The sequence below is a fragment of the Mesorhizobium sp. ESP7-2 genome, assembly GCF_020164715.1.
In the GTDB taxonomy this organism is placed as follows: Bacteria; Pseudomonadota; Alphaproteobacteria; order Rhizobiales; family Rhizobiaceae; genus Mesorhizobium.
The window spans coordinates 312,623-338,861 of record NZ_JAIUGQ010000001.1 but is presented as its reverse complement, the minus strand read 5'-3'; the positions used below and the strand labels follow the sequence as shown (position 1 = coordinate 338,861).

General features: G+C 62.7%; 31 protein-coding genes. 8 read left to right on the top strand and 23 right to left on the bottom strand.

Translation table 11 applies throughout. The annotated features are described in order from the left end of the window. Window positions 1-97: 97 nt before the first annotated feature. Window positions 98-1,009 carry an ABC transporter substrate-binding protein gene (locus LB543_RS01780; protein WP_140755380.1) on the bottom strand — a complete coding sequence of 304 codons (912 nt, stop codon included), beginning with the start codon at window positions 1,007-1,009 and terminating at the stop codon, window positions 98-100. A 218-nt stretch (window positions 1,010-1,227) separates the two neighbouring features. Between LB543_RS01780 and LB543_RS01775 the strand changes: the two genes are divergently transcribed. Beyond that, window positions 1,228-1,800 carry an NADPH-dependent FMN reductase gene (locus LB543_RS01775; RefSeq protein ID WP_224612659.1) on the top strand — a complete coding sequence of 191 codons (573 nt, stop codon included), beginning with the start codon at window positions 1,228-1,230 and terminating at the stop codon, window positions 1,798-1,800. 14 nt (window positions 1,801-1,814) lie between these two features. Here LB543_RS01775 and LB543_RS01770 read toward each other — a convergent pair whose 3' ends face one another. The 15 genes from LB543_RS01770 to LB543_RS01700 all read right to left on the bottom strand — a co-directional run bounded on the left by LB543_RS01770 (window position 1,815) and on the right by LB543_RS01700 (window position 15,007). Next, window positions 1,815-3,029 (bottom strand): MFS transporter, encoded by a 1,215-nt coding sequence (locus LB543_RS01770; RefSeq protein ID WP_140755384.1) that lies wholly within the window; start codon window positions 3,027-3,029, stop codon window positions 1,815-1,817. Next, a complete protein-coding gene (gene nusB / locus LB543_RS01765) occupies window positions 3,026-3,526 on the bottom strand; it encodes a transcription antitermination factor NusB (protein ID WP_015318243.1) in 501 nt (166 codons plus the stop codon). Before nusB ends, LB543_RS01770 begins: the two co-directional genes overlap by 4 nt. Beyond that, window positions 3,523-4,017 (bottom strand): 6,7-dimethyl-8-ribityllumazine synthase, encoded by a 495-nt coding sequence (gene ribH / locus LB543_RS01760; RefSeq protein WP_140809158.1) that lies wholly within the window; start codon window positions 4,015-4,017, stop codon window positions 3,523-3,525. Before ribH ends, nusB begins: the two co-directional genes overlap by 4 nt. Window positions 4,018-4,096: 79 nt before the next feature. Further along, window positions 4,097-4,372 (bottom strand): type II toxin-antitoxin system RelE/ParE family toxin, encoded by a 276-nt coding sequence (locus tag LB543_RS01755; protein WP_224612657.1) that lies wholly within the window; start codon window positions 4,370-4,372, stop codon window positions 4,097-4,099. Then, window positions 4,372-4,632: a CopG family ribbon-helix-helix protein gene (locus LB543_RS01750; protein ID WP_224612655.1), complete on the bottom strand. Its 261-nt coding sequence runs from the start codon at window positions 4,630-4,632 to the stop codon at window positions 4,372-4,374. Before LB543_RS01750 ends, LB543_RS01755 begins: the two co-directional genes overlap by 1 nt. A 70-nt stretch (window positions 4,633-4,702) precedes the next feature. Further along, window positions 4,703-5,320: a riboflavin synthase gene (locus LB543_RS01745; RefSeq protein WP_224597932.1), complete on the bottom strand. Its 618-nt coding sequence runs from the start codon at window positions 5,318-5,320 to the stop codon at window positions 4,703-4,705. Window positions 5,321-5,326: 6 nt separating this feature from the next. Then, window positions 5,327-6,463 carry a bifunctional diaminohydroxyphosphoribosylaminopyrimidine deaminase/5-amino-6-(5-phosphoribosylamino)uracil reductase RibD gene (gene ribD, locus LB543_RS01740; protein ID WP_224612653.1) on the bottom strand — a complete coding sequence of 379 codons (1,137 nt, stop codon included), beginning with the start codon at window positions 6,461-6,463 and terminating at the stop codon, window positions 5,327-5,329. Between the two features lie 2 nt (window positions 6,464-6,465). Beyond that, complete coding sequence (gene nrdR / locus LB543_RS01735; protein WP_015318247.1) at window positions 6,466-6,945, bottom strand: transcriptional regulator NrdR; 480 nt, start codon at window positions 6,943-6,945, stop codon at window positions 6,466-6,468. A gap of 198 nt (window positions 6,946-7,143) precedes the next feature. Beyond that, a complete protein-coding gene (locus LB543_RS01730) occupies window positions 7,144-7,722 on the bottom strand; it encodes a hypothetical protein (RefSeq protein ID WP_411908733.1) in 579 nt (192 codons plus the stop codon). A gap of 98 nt (window positions 7,723-7,820) precedes the next feature. After that, entirely contained in the window at window positions 7,821-9,134 is a 1,314-nt protein-coding gene (gene glyA / locus LB543_RS01725; RefSeq protein WP_224612651.1) for a serine hydroxymethyltransferase, read from the bottom strand. Window positions 9,135-9,310: 176 nt separating this feature from the next. Beyond that, window positions 9,311-10,951, bottom strand: coding sequence for a Na+/H+ antiporter (locus tag LB543_RS01720; RefSeq protein WP_224612650.1), 1,641 nt, complete (start codon window positions 10,949-10,951; stop codon window positions 9,311-9,313). A gap of 135 nt (window positions 10,952-11,086) precedes the next feature. Then, the gene (locus tag LB543_RS01715) at window positions 11,087-12,340 is read right to left on the bottom strand and encodes a murein L,D-transpeptidase (protein WP_140755403.1); all 1,254 of its coding nucleotides are present in this window, start codon (window positions 12,338-12,340) and stop codon (window positions 11,087-11,089) included. 349 nt (window positions 12,341-12,689) lie between these two features. Next, the gene (ldtR, locus tag LB543_RS01710; protein WP_013896002.1) at window positions 12,690-13,205 is read right to left on the bottom strand and encodes a transcriptional regulator LdtR; all 516 of its coding nucleotides are present in this window, start codon (window positions 13,203-13,205) and stop codon (window positions 12,690-12,692) included. 342 nt (window positions 13,206-13,547) lie between these two features. Continuing rightward, a complete protein-coding gene (locus tag LB543_RS01705; protein ID WP_140755405.1) occupies window positions 13,548-13,970 on the bottom strand; it encodes a DUF6163 family protein in 423 nt (140 codons plus the stop codon). After that, window positions 13,967-15,007: an enoyl-CoA hydratase/isomerase family protein gene (locus LB543_RS01700; protein ID WP_224612648.1), complete on the bottom strand. Its 1,041-nt coding sequence runs from the start codon at window positions 15,005-15,007 to the stop codon at window positions 13,967-13,969. Before LB543_RS01700 ends, LB543_RS01705 begins: the two co-directional genes overlap by 4 nt. Before the next feature lie 163 nt (window positions 15,008-15,170). Here LB543_RS01700 and LB543_RS01695 point away from each other — a divergent pair, with 163 nt between their 5' ends. From LB543_RS01695 to LB543_RS01685, 3 genes are all read left to right on the top strand, one after another. After that, entirely contained in the window at window positions 15,171-15,992 is an 822-nt protein-coding gene (locus tag LB543_RS01695; RefSeq protein ID WP_224612646.1) for a DUF2066 domain-containing protein, read from the top strand. Window positions 15,993-16,105: 113 nt separating this feature from the next. Continuing rightward, on the top strand, window positions 16,106-17,137 hold the full coding sequence (hemB, locus tag LB543_RS01690) for a porphobilinogen synthase (RefSeq protein ID WP_224612644.1): 1,032 nt from the start codon (window positions 16,106-16,108) through the stop codon (window positions 17,135-17,137). A 243-nt stretch (window positions 17,138-17,380) separates the two neighbouring features. Further along, window positions 17,381-18,025, top strand: coding sequence for a dihydrofolate reductase family protein (locus tag LB543_RS01685; RefSeq protein ID WP_224612635.1), 645 nt, complete (start codon window positions 17,381-17,383; stop codon window positions 18,023-18,025). A 61-nt stretch (window positions 18,026-18,086) separates the two neighbouring features. Here LB543_RS01685 and ppk2 read toward each other — a convergent pair whose 3' ends face one another. Then, a complete protein-coding gene (gene ppk2, locus LB543_RS01680) occupies window positions 18,087-19,007 on the bottom strand; it encodes a polyphosphate kinase 2 (protein ID WP_224612633.1) in 921 nt (306 codons plus the stop codon). Between the two features lie 282 nt (window positions 19,008-19,289). Here ppk2 and LB543_RS01675 point away from each other — a divergent pair, with 282 nt between their 5' ends. After that, the gene (locus LB543_RS01675; protein ID WP_224612624.1) at window positions 19,290-20,333 is read left to right on the top strand and encodes an aldo/keto reductase; all 1,044 of its coding nucleotides are present in this window, start codon (window positions 19,290-19,292) and stop codon (window positions 20,331-20,333) included. Window positions 20,334-20,357: 24 nt separating this feature from the next. Here LB543_RS01675 and LB543_RS01670 read toward each other — a convergent pair whose 3' ends face one another. Both LB543_RS01670 and LB543_RS01665 read right to left on the bottom strand, forming a co-directional pair. Beyond that, complete coding sequence (locus LB543_RS01670; RefSeq protein ID WP_224612622.1) at window positions 20,358-21,329, bottom strand: glycosyl transferase family 90; 972 nt, start codon at window positions 21,327-21,329, stop codon at window positions 20,358-20,360. Window positions 21,330-21,469: 140 nt separating this feature from the next. Continuing rightward, window positions 21,470-22,441 (bottom strand): glycosyl transferase family 90, encoded by a 972-nt coding sequence (locus LB543_RS01665; protein WP_224612620.1) that lies wholly within the window; start codon window positions 22,439-22,441, stop codon window positions 21,470-21,472. A 199-nt stretch (window positions 22,442-22,640) separates the two neighbouring features. Between LB543_RS01665 and LB543_RS01660 the strand changes: the two genes are divergently transcribed. After that, window positions 22,641-22,787 (top strand): hypothetical protein, encoded by a 147-nt coding sequence (locus LB543_RS01660; RefSeq protein ID WP_140755423.1) that lies wholly within the window; start codon window positions 22,641-22,643, stop codon window positions 22,785-22,787. Between the two features lie 60 nt (window positions 22,788-22,847). Here LB543_RS01660 and LB543_RS01655 read toward each other — a convergent pair whose 3' ends face one another. Further along, window positions 22,848-23,081: a DUF982 domain-containing protein gene (locus tag LB543_RS01655; protein ID WP_411908729.1), complete on the bottom strand. Its 234-nt coding sequence runs from the start codon at window positions 23,079-23,081 to the stop codon at window positions 22,848-22,850. 231 nt (window positions 23,082-23,312) lie between these two features. Continuing rightward, complete coding sequence (locus tag LB543_RS01650) at window positions 23,313-23,978, bottom strand: GntR family transcriptional regulator (RefSeq protein WP_224612615.1); 666 nt, start codon at window positions 23,976-23,978, stop codon at window positions 23,313-23,315. Window positions 23,979-24,093: 115 nt separating this feature from the next. Here LB543_RS01650 and LB543_RS01645 point away from each other — a divergent pair, with 115 nt between their 5' ends. Together LB543_RS01645 and LB543_RS01640 are read left to right on the top strand one after the other, a co-directional pair. After that, window positions 24,094-25,347: an MFS transporter gene (locus tag LB543_RS01645; protein WP_224612613.1), complete on the top strand. Its 1,254-nt coding sequence runs from the start codon at window positions 24,094-24,096 to the stop codon at window positions 25,345-25,347. A 34-nt stretch (window positions 25,348-25,381) separates the two neighbouring features. Further along, window positions 25,382-25,750, top strand: coding sequence for a DUF423 domain-containing protein (locus tag LB543_RS01640; protein WP_224612603.1), 369 nt, complete (start codon window positions 25,382-25,384; stop codon window positions 25,748-25,750). Window positions 25,751-25,768: 18 nt separating this feature from the next. Here the strand turns inward: LB543_RS01640 and LB543_RS01635 are convergent, their stop codons facing one another. Both LB543_RS01635 and LB543_RS01630 read right to left on the bottom strand, forming a co-directional pair. Then, entirely contained in the window at window positions 25,769-25,915 is a 147-nt protein-coding gene (locus LB543_RS01635; protein WP_181178258.1) for a hypothetical protein, read from the bottom strand. A gap of 58 nt (window positions 25,916-25,973) precedes the next feature. Then, complete coding sequence (locus LB543_RS01630) at window positions 25,974-26,117, bottom strand: hypothetical protein (protein WP_224612601.1); 144 nt, start codon at window positions 26,115-26,117, stop codon at window positions 25,974-25,976. Window positions 26,118-26,239: the final 122 nt, after the last annotated feature.

Genomic DNA, 26,239 nt, shown 5'->3' with positions numbered 1-26,239 from the left:
GCGAGGCGCACAAACTGCCAATCTCCCCCCTTGAGGGGGAGATGTCCGGCAGGACAGAGGGGGGCGCCTCGCACTGACGTCACTTATCGACGCGTAGCTATTTCAAAAACCCGTTCTTCTTCAAAAAGTCCTCGGCGACGCCCTTGGCCGGCTCGCCGCCGACCTGCACGCGCCCATTGAGCTCCTGCAGCGTGACGAGGTCGAGCTTGGCGAAGACCGGCTTCAGCAGAGTCTCGATCTCCGGGTGCTCCTTCAGCACGGATTCGCGGATGATCGGCGCCGGCTGGTAGACCGGCTGCACGCCCTTGTCGTCGGTCAACACGACGAGGCCCGATGGCGCGATGCCGCCATCGGTGCCGTAGACCATGGCGGCGTTGGCGCCGCTGGTCTGGTTGGCGGCCGCGGCGATGGTCGCTGCCGTATCGCCACCCGAAAGGGTGATCAGCTGGTCCGGCTTCAGCGTGAAGCCATAAGTGGTCTGGAAGGCCGGCAGGGCTGCGGCCGAATTGACGAACTCGGCCGAGGCCGCCAGCACAATCTTGCCGCCGCCGGCGACATATTTGCCGAAATCGGACAGCGTGGCGAGCTTGTTGGTTTCGGCGACTTCCTTGCGCAGGGCGATCGCCCAGGTGTTGTTGGCCGGCGCCGGCGACAGCCAGACGATCTTGTTGGCGTCGTAGTCGAGCTTCTTGGCCGTCTCATAGGCCTTGGCCGCATCCTTCCAAACGGGGTCATCGGCCTTCTCGAAGAAGAAGGCCGCATTACCGGTGTATTCGGGATAGATGTCGATCTCGCCGGCGATGATCGCCTTGCGCACTACCGGCGTGCCGCCGAGTTGGATGCGGTCCGTGGTCTTGATGTTGTTGGCGTTGAGGACGAGCTGGATGATGTTGCCGAGCACGCCACCCTCGGTGTCGATCTTCGAGGAAACGACGACCTGAGCACTCGCGGAAACGGCTGACAGGCTCAGCGCGACAGCGGCGCCGACCAGATGCTTGATCGAAAACATTGTGAAATCCCTTGCTGTGAACCGGAATGCGGTGGGCGCATATGAGCATGGCTTCAACGGCCAGTCGGGGCATACGGTTTCATAAGAAAGGGGATCAGCACAATATTTTTGTTCCAGACGCGCCGATTTCGGCGCGGCGGCAACAGCGGGCTGGCGATCGGCCGCCTTCCGGCGGATAATGCCCCGAGGGTGCGGGCGGCAAACACGGAGAGCGTGTCATGGCCATACACAAGGTCGGTTATCTCATCGGCAGCCTTGCCCGGGAATCCATCAACCGCAAGCTCGCGAAGGCGCTCGTTCAACTTGCCCCCCCAGAACTCGAAATGACGGAAATCGGCTTCAAGGATCTGCCGCTCTACAGCTACGACTATGACGCCAATTTCCCACCAGCCGCCCAAGCTTTCAAAAAGGCGATCGCCTCCGTTCAGGCCGTGCTGTTCGTCACCCCGGAGTATAACCGCTCGATCCCCGGCGGACTGAAGAACGCAATCGACTGGGCCAGTCGCCCCTACGGCAAGAATTCATTCGCGCGCAAACCGTCCGCCGTCATCGGAACATCGCCGGGGGCCATCGCGACCGCCGTCGCCCAACAAAGCCTGCGCAGCGTTCTGGGTTTCTGCAACTCGCCACAGATGAATGCGCCCGAAGCCTATATCCAGTTCACGCCGGGGCTGATCACGGATGAGGGCGAGGTGACGGTTGAATCCACCAAGGACTTCCTGCGCAACTATATGGCTGAGTTCCATATGTTCATAGCGCGGGTGCTTCAGGTCCTGCCGCCGGACGCATAACTTTCAAATCGGCGTCAAGCCGGTCGCAAGCTCGTTATCTTCAGCGCGCCGAGTGCCACGAAGCAGAGGGCGGCGACCGGAAAGATCATCCAGTTCAGCATCGTCCAGCCCCAGGCGTTGTAGACCATGCCCGACATCAGCGACGCGCAGGCGACGGAGCCGAACAGGACGAAGTCGTGGAAGCCCTGCACCTTGCCCTTTTCGGAAGGGTGGTAGCTGGCCGCCACCATGGCGGTGGCGCCGATGAAGGCGAAATTCCAGCCGAGGCCGAGCAGGATAAGCGCTGCCCAGAATTGCCACAGCGCCAGGCCCGACAGTGCAACGACGGCACAGCCGGTCAGCAACAGCAGGCCGATGGCGACAATGCGCTCGGCGCCGAAGCGATGGATCAGCGAGCCAGTGAAGAAGCTTGGCCCGAACATCGCCATGACATGCCAGGAGATGCCCAGCGTCGCATCGTCCTCGGACAGGCCGCAGCCGACCATGGCGAGCGGCGCGCCGGTCATGACGAAACTCATCAGCGCGTAGCTGCCGACGGCGCAGAAGAGCGCCGCGACGAAACGCGGCTTTGTGACGATTTCGGAAAGGGGTCTGGCATCGCCGTCGGCAACGTCCACCACCTTGCTCGCGGCCTTCGCCGGCAAGCGCAGGAACGACAGGATGATGGCGCCGGCCGCCGCCAGCGGCAGGATCGAGGCGAAAGAACCGGCAAACATGACAGGCGCGAACAATTCGCGGGTGAAGATGACGATCTGAGGCCCGAGAATGGCGGTGATGATGCCGCCGGCGAGCACGAAGGAGATGGCGCGCGCCTTGAACGCCGGCGGTGCGTTGTCGGCAGCGGCAAAACGGAACTGCTGGACGAAGGCGCCGCCGACGCCGATGACGAGCAATGCGAACGCGAACAGCCAGAAGCTGCCGTGGAACAACGCCAGGGTGGCGACCAGCCCGCCGAGCGCGGTGACGACGGTTCCGGTCATGAAGCCGCCCCGCTGGCCGAGCCATCGGATGATGGCCGCAGCCGGCAAGGCGCCGAGCGCCACGCCGAGATTGAAGCCAGTGATGGGCGCCGTCGCCAGGGATTTGTCGGCGCCGAGCAGATACTGCCCAGCCAGCGCGCCCATGGAGATGGCTATGGGAGCCGCCGAGCCAATGATCGCCTGCGAGGCGGCGAGGATCAGCGCGGTCCGCCGCGCCTCCTTGCCCGCCTCGACGGCGATGGCGGTCACGAAGCGTCCTTGCCGCGGCCCTCGCCACGCACACGGCGTGACACACGGTCGAGCACGGCGTTGACCAGCTTCGGCTCGTCTTCCTCGTAGAAGGCCTTGGCGATATCGACATACTCGGTAACGATGACCGCGACGGGCACGTCCTCGCGCTTCATCAGTTCATAGACGCCCGCGCGCAGAATGGCACGCAGCGTGGAATCGAGGCGCGACAGCGGCCAGTCGTCGGTCAGCGCCTGGCGGATGATCGGATCAATGGTCTTCTGGTTCTCGACGACGCCCGTCAGGATGGCACGAAACCACTGCGCGTCCGCCTCGCGATAAAGCGCACCGTCGACTTCCTTGCCGAGACGGAACGCCTCGTACTCGGCGGTGATCTCGAACACACCGCTGCCGGCAACATCCATCTGGTAGAGCGCCTGCACGGCAGCCAGACGGGCAGCACCGCGCTTGTTGGCGTGGCGCACCGCGGGCTGTCCTGGCGAAGCGGGTTCGCTCACGATCGCGCTCCCAACTGTTCCTTCAGCGCGATCATGGTCAGCGCCGCACGCGCGGCAAAGCCGCCCTTGTCGCCTTCCGAGCGCTTGGCTCGCGTCCACGCCTGTGCATCGTTCTCGGTGGTCAGGATGCCGTTGCCGATGCAGACCGAGTCCTGCACGGACAGGTCCATGAGCGCACGGCTGGATTCATTGGCGACGATGTCGAAATGATAGGTATCGCCACGGATAATGGTGCCGAGCGCGACAAAACCGTCATAGCCCGTCCCGCCTTCGGCCATGCCGTCGAGCGCGAAGGTGATCACCGCGGGAATTTCGAGCGAACCGGGAACAGTAACGACGTCGTAAGTCGCGCCCGCTTCATCGAGCGCGCTTGTCGCGCCGTCGAGCAGCGCGTCGGCAAGGTCGTCGTGAAAGCGCGCCTCGATGATAAGCAAGTGCGCCTTCGTCTTGGGACGGATGAACGCCTTGCCGTGTTGGGATGTGCCAGCCATAAATGTCTCCGGGGTCGCCGGTGACTTAGGCCGAAGCCGGATTGATCGCAAGCGGAAGATTGCCGGGGGGCTAGTCGTCCTATCGATCCTCTCGCGTGTGCCACAGGCGCAGCAACAGAATCGTGGCGTTCGCTATCTCATAGCGAATCTCGTAGTTGCCGACCAAAATGCGGCGGACTTCGCGCGGCTCGAACTCTTCCAGCTTCTCCCCAATACGCGGATACTCGATTAGCCGTGCTGGGGCGGCAACCAGCGACTGCACCGCGCGGGCTGCCGCCTGATTGTTTACTGGTGCAAGAAAGTCATGAAGCCTGACCAGATCGGACAAAGCCTTACTGGTCCACTTCAGCTCCATCAACGTGGTACCGGCAGTGGCTTTTCAGTACCAAGACTCTCGGCCCATACCTGAACGGCCTGGTGGTCTATAACCCGACCAGCGTCGACATCGGCCAGCGCTTCAAGCGTGAGCCGTCGACGTTCCTCCTCCAAATCGACCCAAGCGGAAAGGGCTTGTTTGACGATCCACCCGCGCGGACGCTCAAGTCGAGCAGCCAGTTGGTCCACTTTCTCCGCAAGCGGTAGCGGAACATGAGCGGTGATAACTTTTGTGTCCATTCAAGCCTCACAATCAAGTTTAATCATAGCGATTAAACTTGATTAAGTCGAGGTGAGATTGGGGCTGTGCCTACAGCCCCTCTTTCGCGGCCTCCGCCAGGCGCGCGGCGTAGCGGGCCATGGTGTCGATCTCGAGATTGACGCGGTCGCCGGCGTTGCGCTCGCCCCAGGTGGTCACGGTCAGCGAGTGGTGGATCAACAGCACGTCGAAGCGGGTGCCCTCGACCCTGTTGACGGTGAGCGAGGTGCCGTCGAGCGCGACGGAGCCTTTCGGCGCGATGAATTTCGCCAGATGGCGCGGCGCTTCCAGCGTGAAGCGCACGGCATCGCCCTCATCCCTGCGCTCGACGAGCTCGGCGGTGCCATCGACATGGCCCGAAACGATGTGGCCGCCGAGTTCGTCGCCGATCTTCAGCGCCCGCTCCAGATTGATCCTGGTGCCCGTTTTCCAGCCCGCCGCCGTCGTCAGCCTGAGCGCCTCCTCCCAGGCCTCGACCTCGAACCAGCGCGCATTTGAGCCGCTGTGGGGCAATGCCGTGACCGTCAGGCAGACGCCACCGCAGGAAATCGAGGCGCCGATGGCGATGGTCTCGGGATCATAGGCGGTGTCGATGCGCAGTCCCACCCCTTCCCGCAGCGGCTTGATGGCGGCCACGGTGCCGATATCGGTGACAATCCCGGTAAACATCGATCGCTATCCCTGAAAATCCCTGGTCCATTCGGCGTAACCGTCTTCGCCGAACCGCATCTCGCGCAGCTTGCGAAAACCTGCCGGGATATGGTCAGCGTCGACAGGCGATGCAATGCCGTCTTCGCCGATCGCTTCCGGTCCCTGGAACAGCACGATGCGGTCGACCAGCCCGTCGGCCAGGAAAGCGCTCGCCACCTTGGCACCGCCCTCGACCAGCACGCTTGCCATGCCGAGCGCCGCCAGATCCTCGAGCAGCTCCGGCAATGCGACGCCGCCCTCGTGCGTCTCCGTGCCGATGAAGCGTACGCCGGCGCGCTCGAGTGCCGCCCGGCGCTGCGGATCGGCCTCCAGGCAAGCCGCGACGTAAAGCGGTACGCGATCGACGCCCGACACAAGCTTCGAGCCCTCCGGCAGCCTGATCTGGCGGTCGAGCACGATGCGTGCCGGTGAACGGTTCTCCAGCCCGGGCAAACGCACCGTCAGCGCCGGATCATCTTCCAGCGCCGTGCCGATGCCGACCAGGATGGCGTCCGCCTCGGCGCGCATCAGGTAGACTTCGCGACGCGCCATGTCGCCTGTTATCGCGACCTGGCCGGCGCCTTCCATGCCGATCTTGCCGTCGCTGGAAAGCGCAAGCTTCAGGATAACTTCCGGGCGTTTTCTCAGAGAGCGAATCAAATAGCCCGCCATCTGTTCGGCAGCTTCGGTGGCCAGGACCTTTTCCACCACTTCGACACCGGCGTCGCGCAGGATGGCATAGCCCTTGCCGGAGACCCGCGAATCCGGATCGCTGGCAGCGCCCACGACGCGCGCGATGCCGGCGTTGATCAGCGCGTTGGCGCAAGGCGGCGTGCGGCCGTGATGGGCGCAAGGCTCGAGCGTGACATAGGCGGTGGCGCCCCGCGCGAGTTCGCCAGCCTCGGCCAGCGCCTCGGTCTCGGCGTGCGGCCGGCCGCCAATCGCGGTGACGCCGGTGCCGACGATCATCGGGCCTGAACCGTCGTCACGCACGATGATCGTGCCGACAGACGGATTGGTCGAGGTGCGACCTGCGTTCTTGCGCGACAGCCGCAAGGCCGCGGCCATGAAACGGCGGTCAAGGGCCGCTTGTTCGGCCTCGCTGCGTTGCGGTCCCGCCATCCTCAGCCGGCGTCCTCTTCGCTCTTTTCCTCGTCCCCCTTCAGCTCGCCAAGCAGCTCGTGGAAATCCTTGGCCTCACGGAAATTGCGATAGACCGAGGCGAAGCGCACATAGGCGACATCGTCGAGCGACTTCAGTGCATCCATGACAAGCCGACCGACCTCACCGGAAGCCACTTCCGTTTCGCCGGAGCTTTCGAGTTGGCGCACGATGCCGGTCACCGCGCGGTCGATGCGCTCGGGGTCGACATTGCGCTTGCGCACCGCGATCTCGACCGAGCGCAACAGCTTGTCGCGGTCGAAAGGTACTTTTCGCCCTGATTTCTTGACTACGACGAGGTCGCGCAACTGCACGCGCTCGAACGTGGTGAAACGGCCGCCGCAATCGGGGCAGACACGCCGCCGGCGGATCGCCGCGCCGTCCTCGGCGGGGCGCGAATCCTTCACCTGCGTATCTTCGGACTGGCAATAGGGACAGCGCATGGAGAGCCTTGGGTTCGCGAATCTGGTGAGGTGAAAGGATTAGAGCCTTTCCGGTGCGGATTGAAGCAGTTCCGTTTCTTCGACGGCCTGCCGCGCCTCAGAGATAGCGAGGCGCGAGGAAGATTGCCAGCGCGGCAAGCAGCCAGACGGCAATGCCCCTTTCCAGAGAATGTCCATCGTCCCCTGCCCGCCAAGCCGTTAAGGCGCAACGTCCTTGGTTGGGAAGCCGCAAGATGTGCCGAGATTGCGATAGGCCTTCGTGAAACCGTCCATCGGAATGCTGGCGACGGCCTGCTTGCCGAAGGTGACGTCGAGCGACGTGACTTTTCGCATGGCCCGCAGCAGCGCGAGACTTGTCTTGGCCTGGTTGTCGACCGTCCAGCTGGGACGGCCATTGACGGCATCGTTGGAGTAAACCGTCGCGGAAACCTTGACGCCGGGATCGCCGAAAATGGCCGCGATCTTCTTGTCGGTCGGCAGGGTCCGGTTGTCGATGGTGATCATGACAGCCGGATAAGCATCGGGCGGCAGCGCATCGCCTGTCGAGATCGACAATGTCAGCGTGCCCGAATTGCCACTCGCGTCGAAGAACGCCGTGGAGGCGGCGCAGGTCTTGTGCGCGTCCTGGCCGGTGTCGAGCGTATCGACCATGGTGGTCCAGCGGCCGAAAGTGCTGGTGGCTGGCATGTCCGGGGCGGGCTGCGTCTGCGCCAAAACAGGCCCGCAAGCAGCCAGCCAGCCGAAGGCGCCGAATGAGGCAAGACAAAAAATGCGCATCATCAATTCTCCGGTTCCATGCGTCACCCGATCAGGGGTGACGCACCGCCGGTGGATAAAAGATGACGCTTCGCGCCCGGTCAACCGAGATAGGATGGTCAACCGAGATAGGGATAGAGCGGGAACCGATCGGTCAATGCAACGACCTTGGCCTTGACCGCAGCCTCGACCGCGGCATTGCCTTCGTCGGAATTGGCGACCTTGAGCCCATCCAGCACCTCGGCGATCAGCTTGCCGATCTCACGGAATTCGGCCTGGCAGAAGCCGCGCGTGGTGCCGGCCGGCGTGCCCAGCCGTACGCCCGAAGTGACGAAGGGCTTTTCCGGGTCGAAGGGGATGCCGTTCTTGTTGCAGGTGATGTTGGCGCGGCCAAGGGCCGCCTCGGCGCGCTTGCCGGTGGCGTTCTTGGGCCTGAGGTCGACCAGCATCAGGTGGTTGTCGGTGCCGCCGGAGACGATGTCGAGACCAGTTTCCTTGAGGCTAGAGGCCAGCGCCTTGGCATTGGCGGCGACGCTTTCGGCATAGACCTTGAAGCTCGGCTTCAACGCTTCGCCGAAGGCCACCGCCTTGGCGGCGATGACATGCATCAGCGGGCCGCCCTGCAGGCCGGGGAACACCGCCGAGTTCATTTTCTTGGCGATATCCTCGTCATTGCACAGGATCATGCCGCCGCGCGGGCCGCGCAGCGATTTGTGCGTGGTGGTCGTCACCACATGGGCGTGCGGCAGGGGCGAGGGATGCACGCCGCCGGCGACGAGGCCCGCTATGTGCGCCATATCGACCATCAGATAGGCGCCGACCGCGTCCGCGATCTCGCGAAAGCGCTTCCAGTCCCAGATGCGCGAATAGGCTGTGCCGCCGGCCAGGATCAGCTTCGGCTTGGTCTCGTGCGCGGTCTTTTCGATGGCGTCCATGTCGAGCAGATGATCTTCCTTGCGCACGCCATAGGAGACGACCTTGAACCACTTGCCGCTCATGTTGACCGGCGAGCCGTGGGTGAGATGCCCGCCGGAATTGAGGTCGAGGCCCATGAAGGTGTCGCCAGGCTGCAGCAGCGCCAGGAACACCGCCTGGTTCATCTGACTGCCGGAATTCGGTTGGACGTTGGCGAAGTTGCAGCCGAACAGCTTTTTCGCGCGTTCGATGGCCAGTTCCTCAGCCACGTCGACGAACTGACAGCCGCCATAGTACCGTTTGCCCGGATAGCCCTCGGCATATTTGTTGGTCATGATCGACCCCTGCGCTTCGAGCACGGCGCGAGAGACGATGTTCTCCGAAGCGATCAGCTCGATCTCGTGGCGCTGGCGACCGAGTTCGTTGCGAATGGCGCCGAAGATCTCCGGATCGGCATCTTCCAAAGTGGTTTCGAAGAAGGATTCGAATTTGTTGGACGCCGCCGCTGCTGTTGCCATGGCCTGAGTTTCCCGGGGTTGAAAGGGTAAATTCTTGGATGCCGTCGTCCCAAACCACTGGACGGTTCCGGGCGACATGAATTGCGTTCGCCGGCCATTAACACAGTTGTTTTGGGCTCGCCACGTTTGCGGCGCGAAATTTGCTGGCCGGTTTGCGGCAAAGGACCGGCAGACCGCTATTTCCTGTCCCGCCGCTGCTTCAGCAAGGCCTCGGTCAAGGTGATTTCGGAAAACAGGGCGCGCATCGTGTGATCATTGATCTCTTGGCTGCGGAACATATCGCGTAGCGCGGCGCGCTCGGCTTCGATGCCCGCCGCCCTGAGTTCCAGTTCCAGCCTGCCGGCTTCGCGAGCCTCGGCGCGGGCCTCGTCGGCTTCGTCGGAAGCCGCGATGCGCCTGCGGTAACCTGCCACGATGCTGTCGGCGACGGCCAGCCGCGCCTCGACCGCCTCGCCCTCGCCTGCCTCGTTGGCGATGCTCTCGATCCTGGCGATCGCCGCATTGGCGGCGCCGACGCGCGCCCGGCGCTCCTCCGCCGCGGCCGGATCCTCGCCCGGCTCGACCAGTCCCCGCGCGATCCTGGGCAAGGCAAAGCTGGCAATCACGAGCGAGCAGATGATGACGCCGGCGGCAAGGAAGATCACGACATCGCGTGCCGGAAATGGCGAGCCATCCTGCAAAGCCAGCGGCAATGACAGGATGCCTGCCAATGTGATGGCGCCGCGCACGCCGGCTACGGAGCCGGCGAGCCGGACGCGAAACCCGAACGGCTCGGCCTTGCGCTTGCCGAGACGCGCCGCGATCGCCTGGGCGATGTCGCCGACCCAGATCCACAGGAAGCGCAGCCCGATCAGGCAGAGCGTCAGGATCAGCACCGTCGCCACCGGCTCGATCAGCCAATGCCGGCTGGACAATTCCGGCGGGACCTTGCGGATGATGTCGGGAAGCTGCAGGCCGAGCAGAATGAAGAGAGCGCCATTGAAGACGAAAGTGAGCGTCGCCCACAGAGACAGGGTCTGCATGCGCGCCGACACGCCGAGGAAACGGAACATGCCGGTGACCCCGGTCAGCAGGCCGGCGGTCACCGCCGCCAGGACACCCGAGGCTCCGACATGCTCGGCGCCGAGATAGGCGACGAAAGGCAGCAGGATCATGACGAGAACCTGCGCCTCGGCCGGCACGCCGCCGATGCGGTTGAGCAGTTGCAGCGCCCTGGCGGCGATGAACAGGGCCGCGACACCGGCCAGGATGCCAGCGGCGACGGCGTAGAGAAAGCTGAGCGAGGCTCCCGCGAAGGAGAAGCTGCCGGTCAATGCTGCCGCCACCGCAAAGCGGAACATGACCAAGCCCGACGCGTCGTTGAGCAACGACTCGCCCTCCAATATGTGCATCAGCCGGGACGGGATCACATTCCTGTCGACGATCGAGGACACCGCCACGGCGTCGGTCGGCGACAGCACGGCGGCCAGCGCGAAAGCGACGACGAGCGGAATGCTCGGCACCAGCCAGTGCAAGGCATAGCCGAAGCCGACGATGGTGAAGAAGACGAGCCCGATGGCGAGATCGAGTATGGGTCCGCGCAAGGCGACGAGTTCGCGTTTAGGCGCCGCGAAGGCGTCGCCGAACAGAAGCGGCGGGATGAACACCAGCAGGAAAAGTTCCGGATCGATCTCGACATGCAGGCCCTTGACGGGCCAGGCCAGGGCCGCGCCGATGGCGATCTGCAGCACCGGCAGCGGCACCCGAACCAGCCGGACGAGCGCGCCGGACAGCGCCACGAAGACGAGCACGACGAGAATGAAAATGGCGACGTCCATGGCACGAATCCGGCTGTTTGCCGACCATCGCCAATCGCCGGAGCTTCGTCCAGCCGGTCAAAGGACTGGATCTGACGGCGTCCGCAACGAAAAAGCCGCCCTGAGGGCGGCTTTTTTTGCAAAAATATCAGCTTGTTACAGCGAAGACGTGATCTGCAGCTCGCTGGCGCCGTCGAGCGCGTAGACGTCGTCGCGGAACTGGACGACGCCGGGTCCTGTCGACCAGGCCGACAGATAGAGGAAATGCACCGGCACCGGGTTGGTGACCTGAATCGGCGTGTTCTGGCCGGTCTTGATAGCCGCCTCGAAATGCTGGCGATCCCAGCCGGGCGTGTCGCGCAGGATCCAGGTGACGAGGTCGCGCACGTTCTGGACGCGCACGCAGCCCGACGAATCGAAGCGCATCATCTTGCCGAACAGGCTCTGCTGTGGCGTGTCGTGCATGTAGACGCCGTCAGGGCTCGGGAAATTGATCTTGACCGACGCCATGGCGTTTTCCGAACCGGGATCCTGACGGAAACGATACTTGGCGGCATCGTCGGTCGACCAGTCCACATTCATCGGATCGACTTCGCTGCCATCGGGCGCGAACAGGCGGATATGGCTGTTCTTGAGATAGTCGGGATCCTTCCGCATCAGCGGAATGATGTCCTTGCGCACGATCGAGACCGGTGCGTTCCAGTACGGGTTGACGATGATCTCGTTGATCTTGGAATTGACGATCGGCGTCTGGCGATCGATCTTGCCGACAATCGCGGTGTGGCGAAGCACGACGCGGTCGTTCTCGACCGCTTCGACCTGCGCCGCCGGAATGTCGACCAGCACATAGCGGCTGCCCAGCGTGCCGGCCTTCTCCTTCAGCCGCTGCAGGTTGGTCTGCAGCTGGCCGAGCCTGATCTGCGCCGACACGTTCATCGCGGCGTAGGTGTACTTGCCCATCGAGCCGTCAGCCGGCAGGCCATGGCGCAACTGGAAGCGCTTGACCGCCGAGTCGACATAGGAATCGAAAGCCGTCGAAATGCCGGCGCTCTGCGACAGGTCGCCCGCAATCATCAGGCGCTTGCGCAGCGGCACTACATCCGGATCGTCGACGCCGAGCTCGAGCTTCTTGGTCGCGGGAACGTCTGTCCAGCCGCCCTGCCCGACAATGTTCTGATACTGCGCGACCGCCTGCTCGGTGAAGGCGACGGTCTGCGGGCTGAAGATCGGCAGCGTCGAGGCCACCTTGCCGCCTTCGCTGGCGCGCGCGTCGAACTGATCATCCCAGTTGCCGCGCGCCGAGGATTTCAGGATATCCCCGATCACATCCTGCGCATTCGCACGACCGGCCACTACGGCGGCGGCGAGCGCGGAGGCTCCGGAAAGGAAAAGGCGGCGGCTGGTTCTCATGGACGTTCCAGACATTCTTGTAGCGTTCGATCACTTGCTGCGTCGATCATCGCGCGATCTCGCCCGCACTCTAAAATCGGCAATCTTAACAATTAGCCAACCATGGTCTGTATCACATTGGCGACAAAGCCAAGAGGCGCGATGCGGTTGCGGGTGGACGCATGGTCTTCACCACAGCATCACTGCCACTCTCGGTTCCATTGGAATATGGCGGCAACGTGGCCTTGGCCCGTAATTTGCTTTGGCCGGACGCAAGAAAGAAAAGACCGGTGCTTTTCGGCACCGGCCCTGACTGGAGGTCGCTGTCATGGCCACGCTTCTGCGGCGCGGCTCCGTTTCCTGGATGGTCTTACATCCGGTAGGCGATGGTGTCGTTCCAGAAGCGGTCGAGCCGCTGCAGGGCGCGGTTCATCTGCTTGAACTCGTCGGTGTTGATGCCGCCGACCTGTTCGATCGAGCCGACATGGCGTTCATAGAGGCCGGCAACCACATCAGCCACTTCATTGCCCTTCGGCGTCAGCGAGACGCGGACCGAACGGCGGTCGATGCGCGAGCGCTGGTGGTTGATGAAGCCGAGATCGACCAGCTTCTTCAGATTGTAGGAGACGTTCGAGCCGAGATAGTAGCCACGCGAGCGCAGTTCGCCGGCGGTCAGCTCGGAATTGCCGATATTGAAGAGCAGCAGCGCCTGGATGGCGTTGATGTCGGAGCGACCGTTGCGGTCGAATTCGTCCTTGATGACATCAAGCAGACGGCGGTGCAGACGCTCGACCAGCTGCAGCGATTCCATGTACAGGGAACGGATTGCCTCGCGGCGATCGTCGGAAACGTTGGCGGTCTTCGCCGCCGGACGCGAATTGATCATTGTCTTTGCCTCTCGTTTGTCGCCCTGGTGATTTTTTGTTTTTCACCTTGATCGCGACACTATCGAATACTCATAAAATTCGACTTAAACGCTAGGGCTAACAAGAGCTTACCGGTAAGAGGTTTCGCAAGACGCTTAACGAACGGTCACCCGAGCAAGGATGATTAACCTAAAGATTTAGGCAACGATCGCCGGGGCGGATTCGAGCGATCGCCAACTCATCAATGCGTACATTGGCTTTACAGCATGTCGCGGCGAATAGGATTCGCCCGACCTGCTGTAAGCTTCTGATTTTATGCATGTCGTTATCCCGGAACCGAAAACACTTCCGGGCGACATGCACTAGTGCCGTGCCGGGCGTTTCTGCAGGTAGATGACGACGCGAAAGACGATGTAGAGCAGCGCCACGCAGGCATGCGAGACGATGATCAGGGGACGATGGCCGAAAAGCTCGGGAAAGCCGGCATACATGACGATCTCGGTGACCGCGCATATGAACCAGATCACCGGCCCCCAGGACGCCAGCATCCACAATCCCGCCGCGGCGAAGGGAAAGAACACGGCGAGCATCACCGCCGCCACCTGCCAATGCACCGGCATGAGGTCGAAGCGCCACAGCGAGCCCGGATAGAATCCGATCAGCTTGATCCAGTACAGGACGCCGAACATAAGGCAGTAGCCCGCGATGACGCGCTGGAACCAGGCGAAGATCACCTCCACCGTCGAGGGCTGCAGAACGACGCGTCTCGATGTCACCTCGCTCACAGCTCAAGCTCCCGATCGCCGAGCGGAGAAAAATAGGCCCCGACATCCGCCTCGCTGACCGCATCGATCTTAGGCGGCCGCCATTGCGGCTTCGAGCCCTTGTCGATGATGGCGGCACGGATGCCTTCGTAGAAATCGTGGCCGGCCAGCATGCGGTTCAGGATGCGGAACTCCATCCTCATGCAGTCGTCCATCGACAATGTCTGCCCGGCGCTGATCTGGCGCCAGGCGACCCGAAGGCTGGTCGGAGAGCGCATGCGGATCGTCGCCAGCGTCCTGGCCGCGAATTCGTCCTTGCCCGCGCGATCCAGGCTGTCGATGAGATCCGGCAGCGACGGTTGGGCGAAATGGCGGGCGATCGCCTCCAGGATCGGCCCGTCGGTCTCCCGCTTGGCCGGAACAAAGAAACCGCGCAGCACCGATTCAGGATCGCCCGTCAGCGCCAGCCGGTCGAGGACGCTTGGCTGGTCTTCGGCCTTGATGGTGTGGGTGGCCAGCCCCGACCACAGCGCATCGCCATGGCGGATGCGGTTTCCGGTCAGCGCCAGATACATGCCGAAGGAACCGCCAAGATCCGGCAGCAGATGACTGGCGCCGACATCCGGGAAAAAGCCGATGCCGACCTCCGGCATGGCGAACTGCGCATTCTCGGTCATCACCCGGTGCGAGCCGTGGAAGGAAATGCCGACCCCGCCGCCCATGACGATGCCGTCGACGAGCGCCACATAGGGCTTCTTGAAACGGGCGATGTAGGCGTTGAGCCGATACTCGTCGGCGAAGAACTCGACCGGCGGCTTTCCGGCCCGGCCGGCTTCGTAGATGTGCAGGATGTCGCCTCCGGCCGAAAACGCCCTGCCCTCCGCCTTGACGACAACGACATCCACACCGTCGTCGCGCTCCCAGGCCCGCAGGGCCTTGTCCAGCGCCTTGACCATGCGATGGGTAACGGCATTGAGCGCCTGCGGTCGCGTCAGCGTGACGACGCCGGCCCTGCCCAACCTTTCGAAGCGAATTTCGTCGCCTCCACCAAAATCCATCGCCAGAGAATCCTTGTCCCCGCGCCTGCGGGACTGAAGTGCTAAAGGCGGCGCATGGGTGCGTCAATGGCAGCGGCCTGTCGGCCGCGGTCTTGGCGGCAAGCGGTGGCCGATGCTAGACGTTGGCGGCCATTACGACAGGCCACGAGCGGGATAGTGAGCCATGCCGCAGTTTTTGCGCCTTGCCCTTGTTCTGAGTTGCCTGTCGGCGTTGTGGGCAAGCAATGTCTCCGCCAGGGCGGCCGACCTTGGCGACCTTTACCAGTCGCAGACCATCGTCACCGGCCAGGGTGAAGAAAACCGCCAGCTCGGCTTCAGGATTTGCCTCGACAAAGTCCTGATCCGGGTTTCCGGCGATCAGCGGCTGCTTGCCAGACGCGAAATGGACGCGCTGCGCGACAAGGCCGGCAGCTTTGTCGACAGCTTTCGCTACCGCGACCGGCTGGAGGGCATTCCGATCCATGACGAGCAAGGCACGCATGACCGGCCGCATGATCTCACCTGCTTCTACAAACCTGATGTGATCGACAAGGTGCTGGCGTCGCTCGGCAGTAGGCCCTGGCTTGGCGAGCGGCCGACGCTCACCGTCTTTCTCACGACTAGACAAGGCGCTCGGCATTCCGTTCTGACCGCCGAGGAAGGGCGTGGCGAGACAATGCGCGAATCTTTCGTCAATGCCACCGGTCCGATGCTGATGCATGTTGTCTTTCCGAAGGCCGCACAGCTGAGCGACCTGGGCGAAGAAGCGCTGCGGGCGGCCGACATGGCGAAACTGGATCGGCTGGCCAAACAAGCCGGAGGCGACCGAGCGCTCGCCGGCAGCATCGTATGGAGCGATGAGGAGCTAGGCTGGATCGCCGATTGGCGACTGGCCGATCACGGCAAGACCTATCGTTGGCAGGTGCGCGGTGTCAGCTTCGACGAGGCGTTTCGTGTGGCAATCGGAGGCGCGGCACAGATCCTTTCGGGCAATGGGCAGCCCTGACCCAACAGGCGTGGAGGGACAGCGCTGTGGCAGCTTTCGACACTGGCACAAACGTGTCGCATTGGTCAGCACCAAAGGCTCGTGGTAAAAGCTGCCGATCCGGAGTTTTGGCCATGAACAAATTCACCCCAGCAAAACCCGCCGGCGCGCGCAGCGTCGACGACGTCACCGGCAGCCGCCGTTTGCGCCGCATGCGCAAGGCCGACTGGTCGCGCCGGCTCGTGCAGGAGAACAGGCTTTCGGTCGACGACCTGATCTGGCCGATCTTCGTCGTCGAGGGCAGGAATGTCCGCGAACCGATCGCCGCCATGCCCGGCGTCTTTCGCCTGTCGGTCGACCTTGCAGTCAAGGAGGCCGAACGCGCGGCCAAGCTCGGCATCCCGGCGCTTGCCACCTTCCCCAATGTCGATCTCGGCCTGCGCGACCAGACCGGTTCGCACATCCTCGACCCCGACAATGTCATCAACCGCGCCACCCGCGCGATAAAGGACGCGGTGCCCGAGATCGGCATCATCACCGACGCGGCGCTCGACCCATTCACCAGCCATGGCCATGACGGCATCCTGCGTGACGGCATCATCGTCAATGACGAGACCGTGGAACAGGTCGCGGCTGCGGCCGTCATCCAGGCTGCCGCAGGCGCCGACATCATCGCGCCGTCCGACATGATGGACGGCCGTATCGGTGCCATCCGGGACGCCCTCGACGCCAACGGTTTCCAGGACGTGGCGATCATGTCCTACGCCACCAAATTCGCCTCGGCCTTCTACGGCCCCTATCGCGAAGCGGTCGGCACCGCCGGGCTGCTCAAGGGCGACAAGAAGACCTACTATATCGATCACGCCAATTCGGACGAGGCGGTGCGCGAGGCCGAACAAGACATCGCCGAGGGCGCCGACATGCTGATGGTCAAGCCCGGCCTGCCCTACCTCGACATCATCCGCCGGCTGAAGGACGAATTTCAGATGCCCACCTTCGCCTACCAGGTGTCGGGCGAATATTCGATGATCAAGGCGGCCGGCGCCAATGGCTGGATCGACGGCGAGAAGGCGATGCTGGAATCTCTGCTTGCCTTCAAGCGTGCCGGCTGCGACGGCATCCTGACCTATTTCGCTCCCGAAGTGGCGGAAATGCTGAAAGGGTAGCCCCTACCCTTTCAGGCACCGGCAAGCGATTTTTGCCAGTTCTCTTCTCCGCTTCATGGAAATCTCCGATGATCGGGCGGCCGTGGCCGCCCAGGTCCAACTCCCGGTAGACGATCCGGATATCGTCTTGCGGCAATATCTGGCAGGAGCCTTCGTGTTCCTTGGAAATCCCGGTTGTATTCCGCAATCTGCTTGTTAAAATAAACTGCTTGCGAAATAAGATCAGCTATCGAGGAGCATCCAGTGTCCAAATTGCGCGTCAACGCATTCACCCTGTCCCTCGACGGCTACGGCGCCGGTCCCGAACAGAGCCTGGAAAATCCACTCGGTATCGGCGGACCGGCCCTGCACAAATGGGCTTTCAGCACCCGCACCTTCCGCAAGATGTTTGGCGAGGAAGGTGGCGAGACGGGCGTCGACGAGGACTTTGCGGCGCGCAGCTTCGAGAACCTCGGCGCCTGGATCCTCGGCCGCAACATGTTCGGCCCGATCCGGGGTGAATGGCCTGACGACAAGTGGAAGGGCTGGTGGGGCGACAACCCGCCCTATCATGTCCCGGTGTTCGTACTGACCCACCACGAGCGGGCGTCTATCACAATGGAAGGCGGAACGATTTTCCATTTCGTCACCGGCGGGATCCATTCGGCGCTCGAGCAGGCGAAATCGGCGGCCGGCAGCAAGGACGTGCGGGTCGGCGGCGGCGTCTCCACCATCCGGCAATATCTGCAGGAGAAACTCATCGACGGGATGCACCTGGCGATCTCACCGGTGCTGCTTGGCAGGGGCGAAAACCTTTTTGCCGGCCTCGACATGCCCAAGCTCGGTTATCAGTGCACCGAGCATGTGGCAACGGAACTTGCTGCGCACGTGGTCATCAAGAGGGCATAGGAAGCGAAAGACTTTAGAGCCCTTTCTCCCCGTCACTATACGGGGAGAGGGAATCTCTATTTCAATACTTCTCCGGCACGTAAAGTTCGCGCGGCAGAACCTGGCGTTCGTATTCGAGATTGAAGACGCGCTCCGGCAGCGTGATCTCCTCGTGCGGCACGTCTTCGTACGGCAGCTGCTTCAGCAGATGATCGATGCAGTTCAGGCGCGCGCGCTTCTTGTCGTTGCCCTCGACGATGAACCACGGCGCCTCGGGGATGTTGGTGCGGGCGAAGGTCTCCTCCTTGGCCTTGGTGTACTGTTCCCAGCGCACCCGCGACTGCAGGTCCATCGGCGACAGCTTCCACTGCTTCATCGGGTCGTGAATGCGCATCAGGAAGCGCATCTGCTGTTCCTCGTCGGTGATCGAGAACCAGTATTTGACCACGGTGATACCCGAGCGCACCAGCATGCGCTCGAACTCCGGCACGTCATGGAAGAACTCCTCGACCTGCTCGTGCGAAGCAAAGCCCATCACCCGCTCGACGCCGGAGCGGTTGTACCAGGAGCGGTCGAGCAACACGATCTCGCCGCCTGCCGGCAAATGCGGGACATAGCGCTGGAAATACCATTGCGACTTCTCGCGTTCGGTCGGCGCCGGAAGCGCCACGACGCGGCAGATGCGCGGATTGAGCCGCTGGGTAATGCGCTTGATGACGCCACCCTTGCCGGCGGAGTCACGGCCTTCGAAAATCACCACCAGTTTCTTCTTGTGATAGGCGACCCAGGATTGCAGCTTGATCAATTCGGACTGGAGGCTGATCAGGTCGCGAAAATACTGCATCCGATCGATCGAAGGCGGATGCGAGTTCTTGTAGATCTTGGCGATCTCCATCGACAGCGCCGGCTCCGACAATTCGAGCTCATAATCTTCGTCGAGCGTGTCGGCGAGCTCGGCTTCGAGCCAGTCCTTGGCAGGGGAATTCTGTTTCAGCTCGGTCATATCAACTGCTCCGCTTGCAAGCCCTGTCGGTTACCACTGGGCGCCCCAATTGCTGGCCAGCGGCCTGGAATGGAAACACCTGAGCCGACTTCAATATAGGCCGGCAGTGACGGTTTTATTGCAGCCCGGGCGCGATTGCGGCCGTTGCAAATTCCGCGATGTATCATCCATCGACGTCACCGCACGGCGACAAGCCGACCGAATTGTCCTACAAATCCCCCGTCGCGTTCCAGGCCTGCTCCTTGGCGGCACGCCTCTTCAACAAAATCGTGAGGATCTGACATGGAATACCGCACCCTTGGCCGTTCGGGCCTGAAGGTTTCGACACTGACGCTTGGCACCATGACCTTCGGCGGCGCCGGGCCCTTCGCCGCGGTCGGCAACAGCGATCTCGCCGAAGCCAAGCGGATGATCGACATGTGCATCGACGCCGGCATCAACCTCATCGACACCGCGAATGTCTATTCGAACGGCCTGTCCGAAGAAATCATAGGCGAAGCGCTCGGCGGCAAACGCAAGAACGACGTGCTGATCGCGTCCAAGGCGCGGATGCGGATCGGCAAGGGTCCGAACGACGAGGGCCTGTCGCGCCATCATCTGATCCGCGAATGCGAGAAGAGCCTGAAGCGGTTGAAGACCGATGTCATCGACATCTATTTCGTCCACGAGTGGGACGGCATCACCCCGCTCGAGGAAACCGTTGCGGCGCTCGGCACTTTGGTCAGCCAGGGCAAGGTGCGCTACATCGGCTGCTCCAACTATTCCGGCTGGCAGGTGATGAAGGCGCTTTCCATCAGCGACAGCCTCCATCAGCAACGCTTCGTCACCCAGCAGATCCATTACACGCTGGAAGCGCGCGAGGCCGAGTACGAGCTGCTGCCGATCTCGGTCGACCAGGGGCTGGGCGTGCTGGTCTGGAGCCCGCTCGCCGGCGGCCTGCTGTCCGGCAAATACCGCCGCGACAGCCCGACCGCCCGCCAGCTCGCCGGCTGGTCCGAGCCGCCGATCCGCGACGAGGACCGGCTCTGGCGGATCGTCGATGTGCTGGTCGAGATCGGCAGGGATCGTGGAGTATCGGCGGCGCAAGTGGCCCTTGCCTGGCTGCTCGGCCGCCCTGCCGTCTCCTCGCTGGTGATCGGCGCCCGCAATGACGTCCAGCTGAAGGACAACCTCGCGGCCGCGGCTCTGGAGCTCGGCAGCGAGGAACGCCAGCGCCTCGACGCGGTCAGCCGGCCGCCCCTGCTCTACCCCTACTGGCACCAGCAACTGACGGCGAAGGATCGCTTCGGCCCCGCCGACATGGTTCTCGACCGCAGCGATATCTGATCGGTGTCAGGCCAAGAGCGAGAGCTAGCTGCCGATGAACCGCCAAAGCTCGGCATCGGGTTCGATCTGGCCGCTGAGCACGAAATATTTGTAGAGGGCGAGCAGGGAGATCGCCTGCTCGTCCTGTTCATTGGAGAATTTGCGGCAATAGGCATTGGCAGCGGCGATGATGCGCTCCGCCGCGGCCGGATGCTGCTCGAAATAATCTACCTTTTCACGGAGATCGGAGAAGTCCGGCTCGAGCGGCGCATAGTGGACACTGGCCTCGAGCTGGCTCTCGCCAAACCATGTTTCGTAGGTCGGCGGCGGCATCAGACAGAGCGAGTTGGAATTCATGATCCATTTGAGGTTGGTCGCCACGTCATTGCCCTCCAACGAGACGATGTAGCGATAGCGCAGGTGCTGGCTGATGCTGAGGAAGGGCTTGCTGTATTCAGCCGGCGCACTGCGCTTGTGCGAACCGGCGTCGCAGAACGGCAAGTCGCGCGCGACATCCAGGAACCGTGTCCTGATCGGATTGTTGAGGTCGCCGCGCCAGACCACGACCGGGCGTTTGTCGGCGAAGGCGACGGCGTCGGCGGGCATGTGGAAGTGGCGGAACTTGTTGAGCTTCATAATGACAGCGCTGCCGTTGTCGGCGCGGATCGGCCGATCCTTGACGAGCGTCGGCACTTTTGGCACGCCTTTGACGTCGCCGAACTGCAGGTCGATGAGCAATGACGGATCGAAATAGCGGGCAAATTCCCTCAGGTCGTAATAGTACATGCTCGGTTCAAAAGGTATCTGGTCGATGCGCACCGCATCCGGGCCTGGCGTAAAAAGGTCCTGCAGCTTGTTGTAGTGATTCAGCCGTCGGCGCACGGCCTCGTCCGAGAGCCTGGCCTGTTCCAGGCGGCCCGCCAGTCGTCGTCGGAAGATCGCCTGGGGTGCGATATCGCGCATGACATTTCGCGCGTAGTAGAAGACCCTTGCCGTCGTTCGTTTTATGGTGGCCATTGTTCTCGTAATCTAAAACACGCGCCACTAAACAGACAACAGCCGGGATGGTTGCCGTGGCGTGATTGCGCATCGTTGGGCCACGCTTTCCGGCAGTGCCCGAACAGATGGCGCCGGCCTTGACGAGGCGCGCCCGGCAACTAGCCCGTTATGTAGCGCCACACCTCGGCATCAGGTTTGATCTGGCCCGAGAGCACGAAATATTTGTAGAGCACCAGCAGGGAGATCGCCTGTTCGGTCCGCTCGTCGTCGAATGTCCGGCAATAGGCGTTCGCGGCGGCGACGATGCGCTCTGCCTTCGCTGGATTCCGTTCGAAATATGCGACGTGTTCGGCAAGATTGGAGAAGTCTGCTTCGAGCGGTACATAATGGACATTCGCCTCGAGCTGCCGCTCGGCAAACCATGTCTCATAGGTCGGCGGCGGCATGATGCAGAGCGAGTTGGAATTCATGATCCATTTGAGGTTGGTCGCCACGTCATTGCCCTCGAGCGAGACGATGTAGCGATAGCGCTGGTGCTGGCTGATGCTGAGAAAGGGCTTGGCATATTCCGCTGGCGCATTCGGCTTGTGCGAGCCGGCATCGCAGAACGGCAGGTCCCGCACAGCCTTGAGGAATCTTGTCCTGATCGGATTGTTGAGATCGCCGCGCCAGACCACGGCCGGCAGCTTGTCGGCGAACGAGATGACATCAGCCGGCATCTGGAAATGACGAAGCTTGTCGAGCTTCATGATGATCGCGTTCTTGTCGTCATCACGGATCGGCCGATCCTTGACGATCGTCGGCACCTTCGGCACGTTCCTGACATCGCCGAATTCGAGGTCGATGAACAAACCGGGATCGAAGTAGCGGGCGAATTCCTTCAGGTCGTAATAGTACATGGTCGGCGTGAACGGCAGTTTGCCGATGCGCACGGCATTGGCGCTTGGCGCGAACCCATCCTGCAGCTTGTTGTAGTAGTTCAGCCTGCGGCGCACCGCCTCACCGGAAAGCCTGGCCCTTTCGAGACGGCCGGCCAGCCTGGCGCGAAACAGCGCCTGCGGAGCGACATCGCGCGCGGCGTTTCTCGCATAGTAGAAAACTCTTGCTGCGGTCCGCGAAATTGTGGCCATCGGTCACTTGATCAAAATAAACAGGCAGCTCTCAATTCATTGGCGCCCCGCACTTCCTACATCATTGTGGCGCCCATCTGGCAAGCCCCCGCATCTCTTCGACACCAGCATCCACGCATTGTCGCTTCGGCTGTTGTGTTTGACGGCTAATGCTCCTAGGCAGGTTCAGGGCCGCAAGGCAGTGACAAAAGGAGCCAATATGGCGCGAGCACCAAACTACGATCAGGAACGCAAGGAGCGCGACCGCCAGAAAGCGGCCAAGAAGGCTGAAAAGCTGGCGGCCAAGGTTGCCGCGCGCGAACGTTCAAAGCCCGAGACCGAGACGGAGGCCGAAACCGAGGAGTAACGGCATGCGGCCCGCGAATGCGGGCCGTGCCTCAATCCGAATTGTCGGTGTCAGCCTATGTCAGGCTGGCGCTTTGTCGCTGATGAAAACATCCACCTCCCGCGCCGCGGCGATGAAAGCGCGTCGGGCATTCATCGCCGGCTTGTCGCCGGCGAGTGCGTCGTGGCAGGCCTGCAGCGCCGCGCGATGCTTGGCGCTGCGCTTCCCGGGCCAGCTGTTGAGAAGGTAATCGGAAGCCTCCTTTGCCGAACGCAAGAGCTGAGTGCTTCCCGCCGTGACGGATTTGACGGTCACGGGCGTTTCAAACCGATTGTTTTCCATCGCCGCTCTTACGCCATCGGCTTGCTTGAAGCGAGGCCGAAAGTGCGCTTCGCGTCAGACGCCGCCTGTTTTTCCGGCGAACGCTGCCGTGCATAGGCCGCACTACAGCATGTCGCGGCGAATAGGATTCGCCCGACCTGCTGTAAGCTTCTGATTTATGCATGTCGTTATCCCGGAACCGAGGACACTTCCGGGCGACATGCATTAAGCGGCGACGACGGCAAATCCCCTGGCGCGAAGGCCACGTCGGTCGTTGGCAAGCGACGTCACCAGCCGGTCACGGCTGCCGGCGATATGGGCCGACAGCAGCCGCGCGGCTTCATCGGCCTGACCAAGGCGTGTCGCCGCAAGGATGGCGCGATGTTCGAGCCAGGCACGGCCAAGGGCCGTTTCGTCACGCACTTCCAGCCAGCGGGCGCGCGACAGGCGCGTCATGGCGTCACGGACCGCCCGGAACAGGAATTCGTTGCCGGATAGCCGCGCCAGCTCGATGTGAAAATCCATGCCGACACGATGCCATTCCTCGCGCGGCGTGTTTTCGTCGCAGGAATCGAGCATCGCCTCGATGATATCGACAGCGCTCTTGTCGGCTTGCCCGCATGTCAGCCGCAGCGCCGCGACCTCGACCGCCTCGCGATAGACCGCGATCTGCTCGAGCTCGGCCAGGTTGATGGGCGAGACCGTCCAGCCGCGTCCGTCCCTGCCGACCAGTCCCTCGGTCTCCAGCCGCAGCAGTGCCGCCCTGACCGGCGTACGCGAGGCGCCGAATTGGCCTTCGATCCAGCGTTCGGTCAGCCGCTCTCCCGGCCCGATCTCGAGCGCCAGGATCATCTCGCGAAGCTGCCGTTCGACATTCTGCATCTGCGACATCGCGCGTCCTTTCCGAAGCCGCATTGACAGCGACCGGCTTGAAGTTCATGACGGATACCACTTTGGTATCCCAAAACGGTATCCGCAACAAGCGCCGATACCGGGCAGGCAGGACATGGCACAGGAAGACATGCAGCAAAGCGGTTACAATATCCACTGGCGACGCAATCTCGCCGTCTGTTTCGCGGGCTCGTTCAGCACGCTCATCGCCATGACCCTGCTCTTGCCGTTCCTGCCGCTTTATGTCGAACAGCTCGGCGCACAGGGTCATGCCGCCATCGTACAGTGGTCCGGCATCGCCTATGGCGCCACCTTCTTCGCCGCGGCAATGGTCGCGCCGTTGTGGGGACGCCTGGGCGACCGCTACGGCCGCAAGGTGATGCTGGTGCGCGCCTCCTTCGGCATGGCGATCTGCATGTCGCTGACGGGTATGGTCGAGACGGTCTGGCAGTTGGTCCTGCTGCGCCTGCTGATCGGCTTCGCCGGCGGCTACTCCTCGGGTTCGACCATATTGGTGGCCATGCAGACGCCGAAGGAGCGCTCAGGCTGGGCACTCGGCGTCCTGTCGGCGGGCATCACGGCGGGCTCGCTGGTCGGTCCCCTGCTCGGCGGCGTGCTGCCGCCGGTGATCGGGATTCGCGCCACCTTCCTCTTGTCAGGCGGGGTGATCTTCCTCGCCTTCCTGGCGACGACCTTCCTCATCAAGGAGAACCCGCGCCCGAGGGCGGCCAAAGCCGCGCCGGCGGCAAAGCCGAAAAGCGGCTGGTCGCAGATCCCGGACAAGCGCCCGGTGGTGGCCATGCTGACCACCGGCATGCTGCTCGCCTTCGCCACGATGTCGATCGAGCCTATCATCGCCGTCTATGTGCAGCAGTTGATCGAGGACCAGAGCCGGGTGACGCTCGTCGCCGGCGTTGTGATGTCGGCGGCCGCGCTCGGCACCATCCTGTCGGCGTCCTGGCTCGGCAAGCTCGCAGACCGGATCGGGCACTGGAACGTTGTCGTGGGAGCGCTGGCCATCTCGGCGCTGCTGCTCATCCCGCAGGCCTTTGTCACCAGCAGCTGGCAGCTGATCGGCCTGCGTTTCCTGATGGGTCTGGCGCTGGGCGGCCTCCTGCCCTGCATCACCAGTGTCATCAGGCACAACATCCCCGACGGCGTCGGCGGCAACGTGCTTGGCCTGGCGATCTCGGCGCAGTATGTCGGGCAGGTCGCGGGACCGCTGGCCGGCGGTTTTGTCGGCGGCCATTTCGGCATGCCGGCGGTGTTTCTGGGCACATCGGTGCTGATGGCGCTTGGTGCCGCCTACAACTGGATTGTCCAGTCGCGGCGGACGCGGCATATGGCACTGGAAGCGGGCAAGCCCTGAGACTTACCCGATCCGCAGAAGGAGCACGCCGACCATGAACCTCGCCGACCCAAACGGCAGCCGCCTCCTCGTGCTTGCCGGCGGTCTCGTCGGCGCGGCGGGGGTGGCGCTTTCGGCAGCAGCCGCGCATCGCGGCGGCGCCTTCATCGGCACGGCCGCGTCGTTCCTCCTGATGCATGCTCCGGTCTTTCTGGCCATTGGCCTTGTCGGAGGAGCAAACCGCTGGCTGCGCATCGCAAGCCTCGTTCTGCTCGCCGGGCTCGTGCTTTTCGCGGGCGATCTTCTCGCCCGCGATTTCCTGGGATCGAGACTGTTTCCGATGTCGGCGCCAATCGGAGGCACCTTGCTCATCGTCGGCTGGCTGGCGATAGCAATTTCTGCCCTGGCACGCCCACCTTCCTGAGGTTCAATCCAGCAGGAATCAGCGCCGACGTTCGGGTCGGATCAGCAGATCACGATTGCGCGCGGCCGGCTTCTTCAGGCGCCTTGCCTCTGGCCGCTCGGCGGCAGGCATGATGCCCCAGTAGTTGCGATAAATATCTTCGAACAGATGCTGGATGGGATGCACGTTTTTCTCCTTCCAATTGAATCGATCCAATCGCAAGCCCAAAAAAAGGAAATGCCGGTCAGCTCCGCTTGCGCCCTACGAGGAAGCGCAAGTCGCGAATCCACGGACTGGTTCTGTCGCGGCGCTTCTGGCTGTTGTTCGCCGACCCGATACTCCAGTCGTTGCGATAGATGTCTTCGAACAAATAGTTGATGGGATGCATCACTCCCTCCGAGGTCATATAGCGGAACAAATCCGCATTTTGGATCGATTCAAAGATAGATCTTCGACCCGCTCTGGTCAAGCAAAATTTGAATCGATCCAACGAAAATACTAGATGCGGCC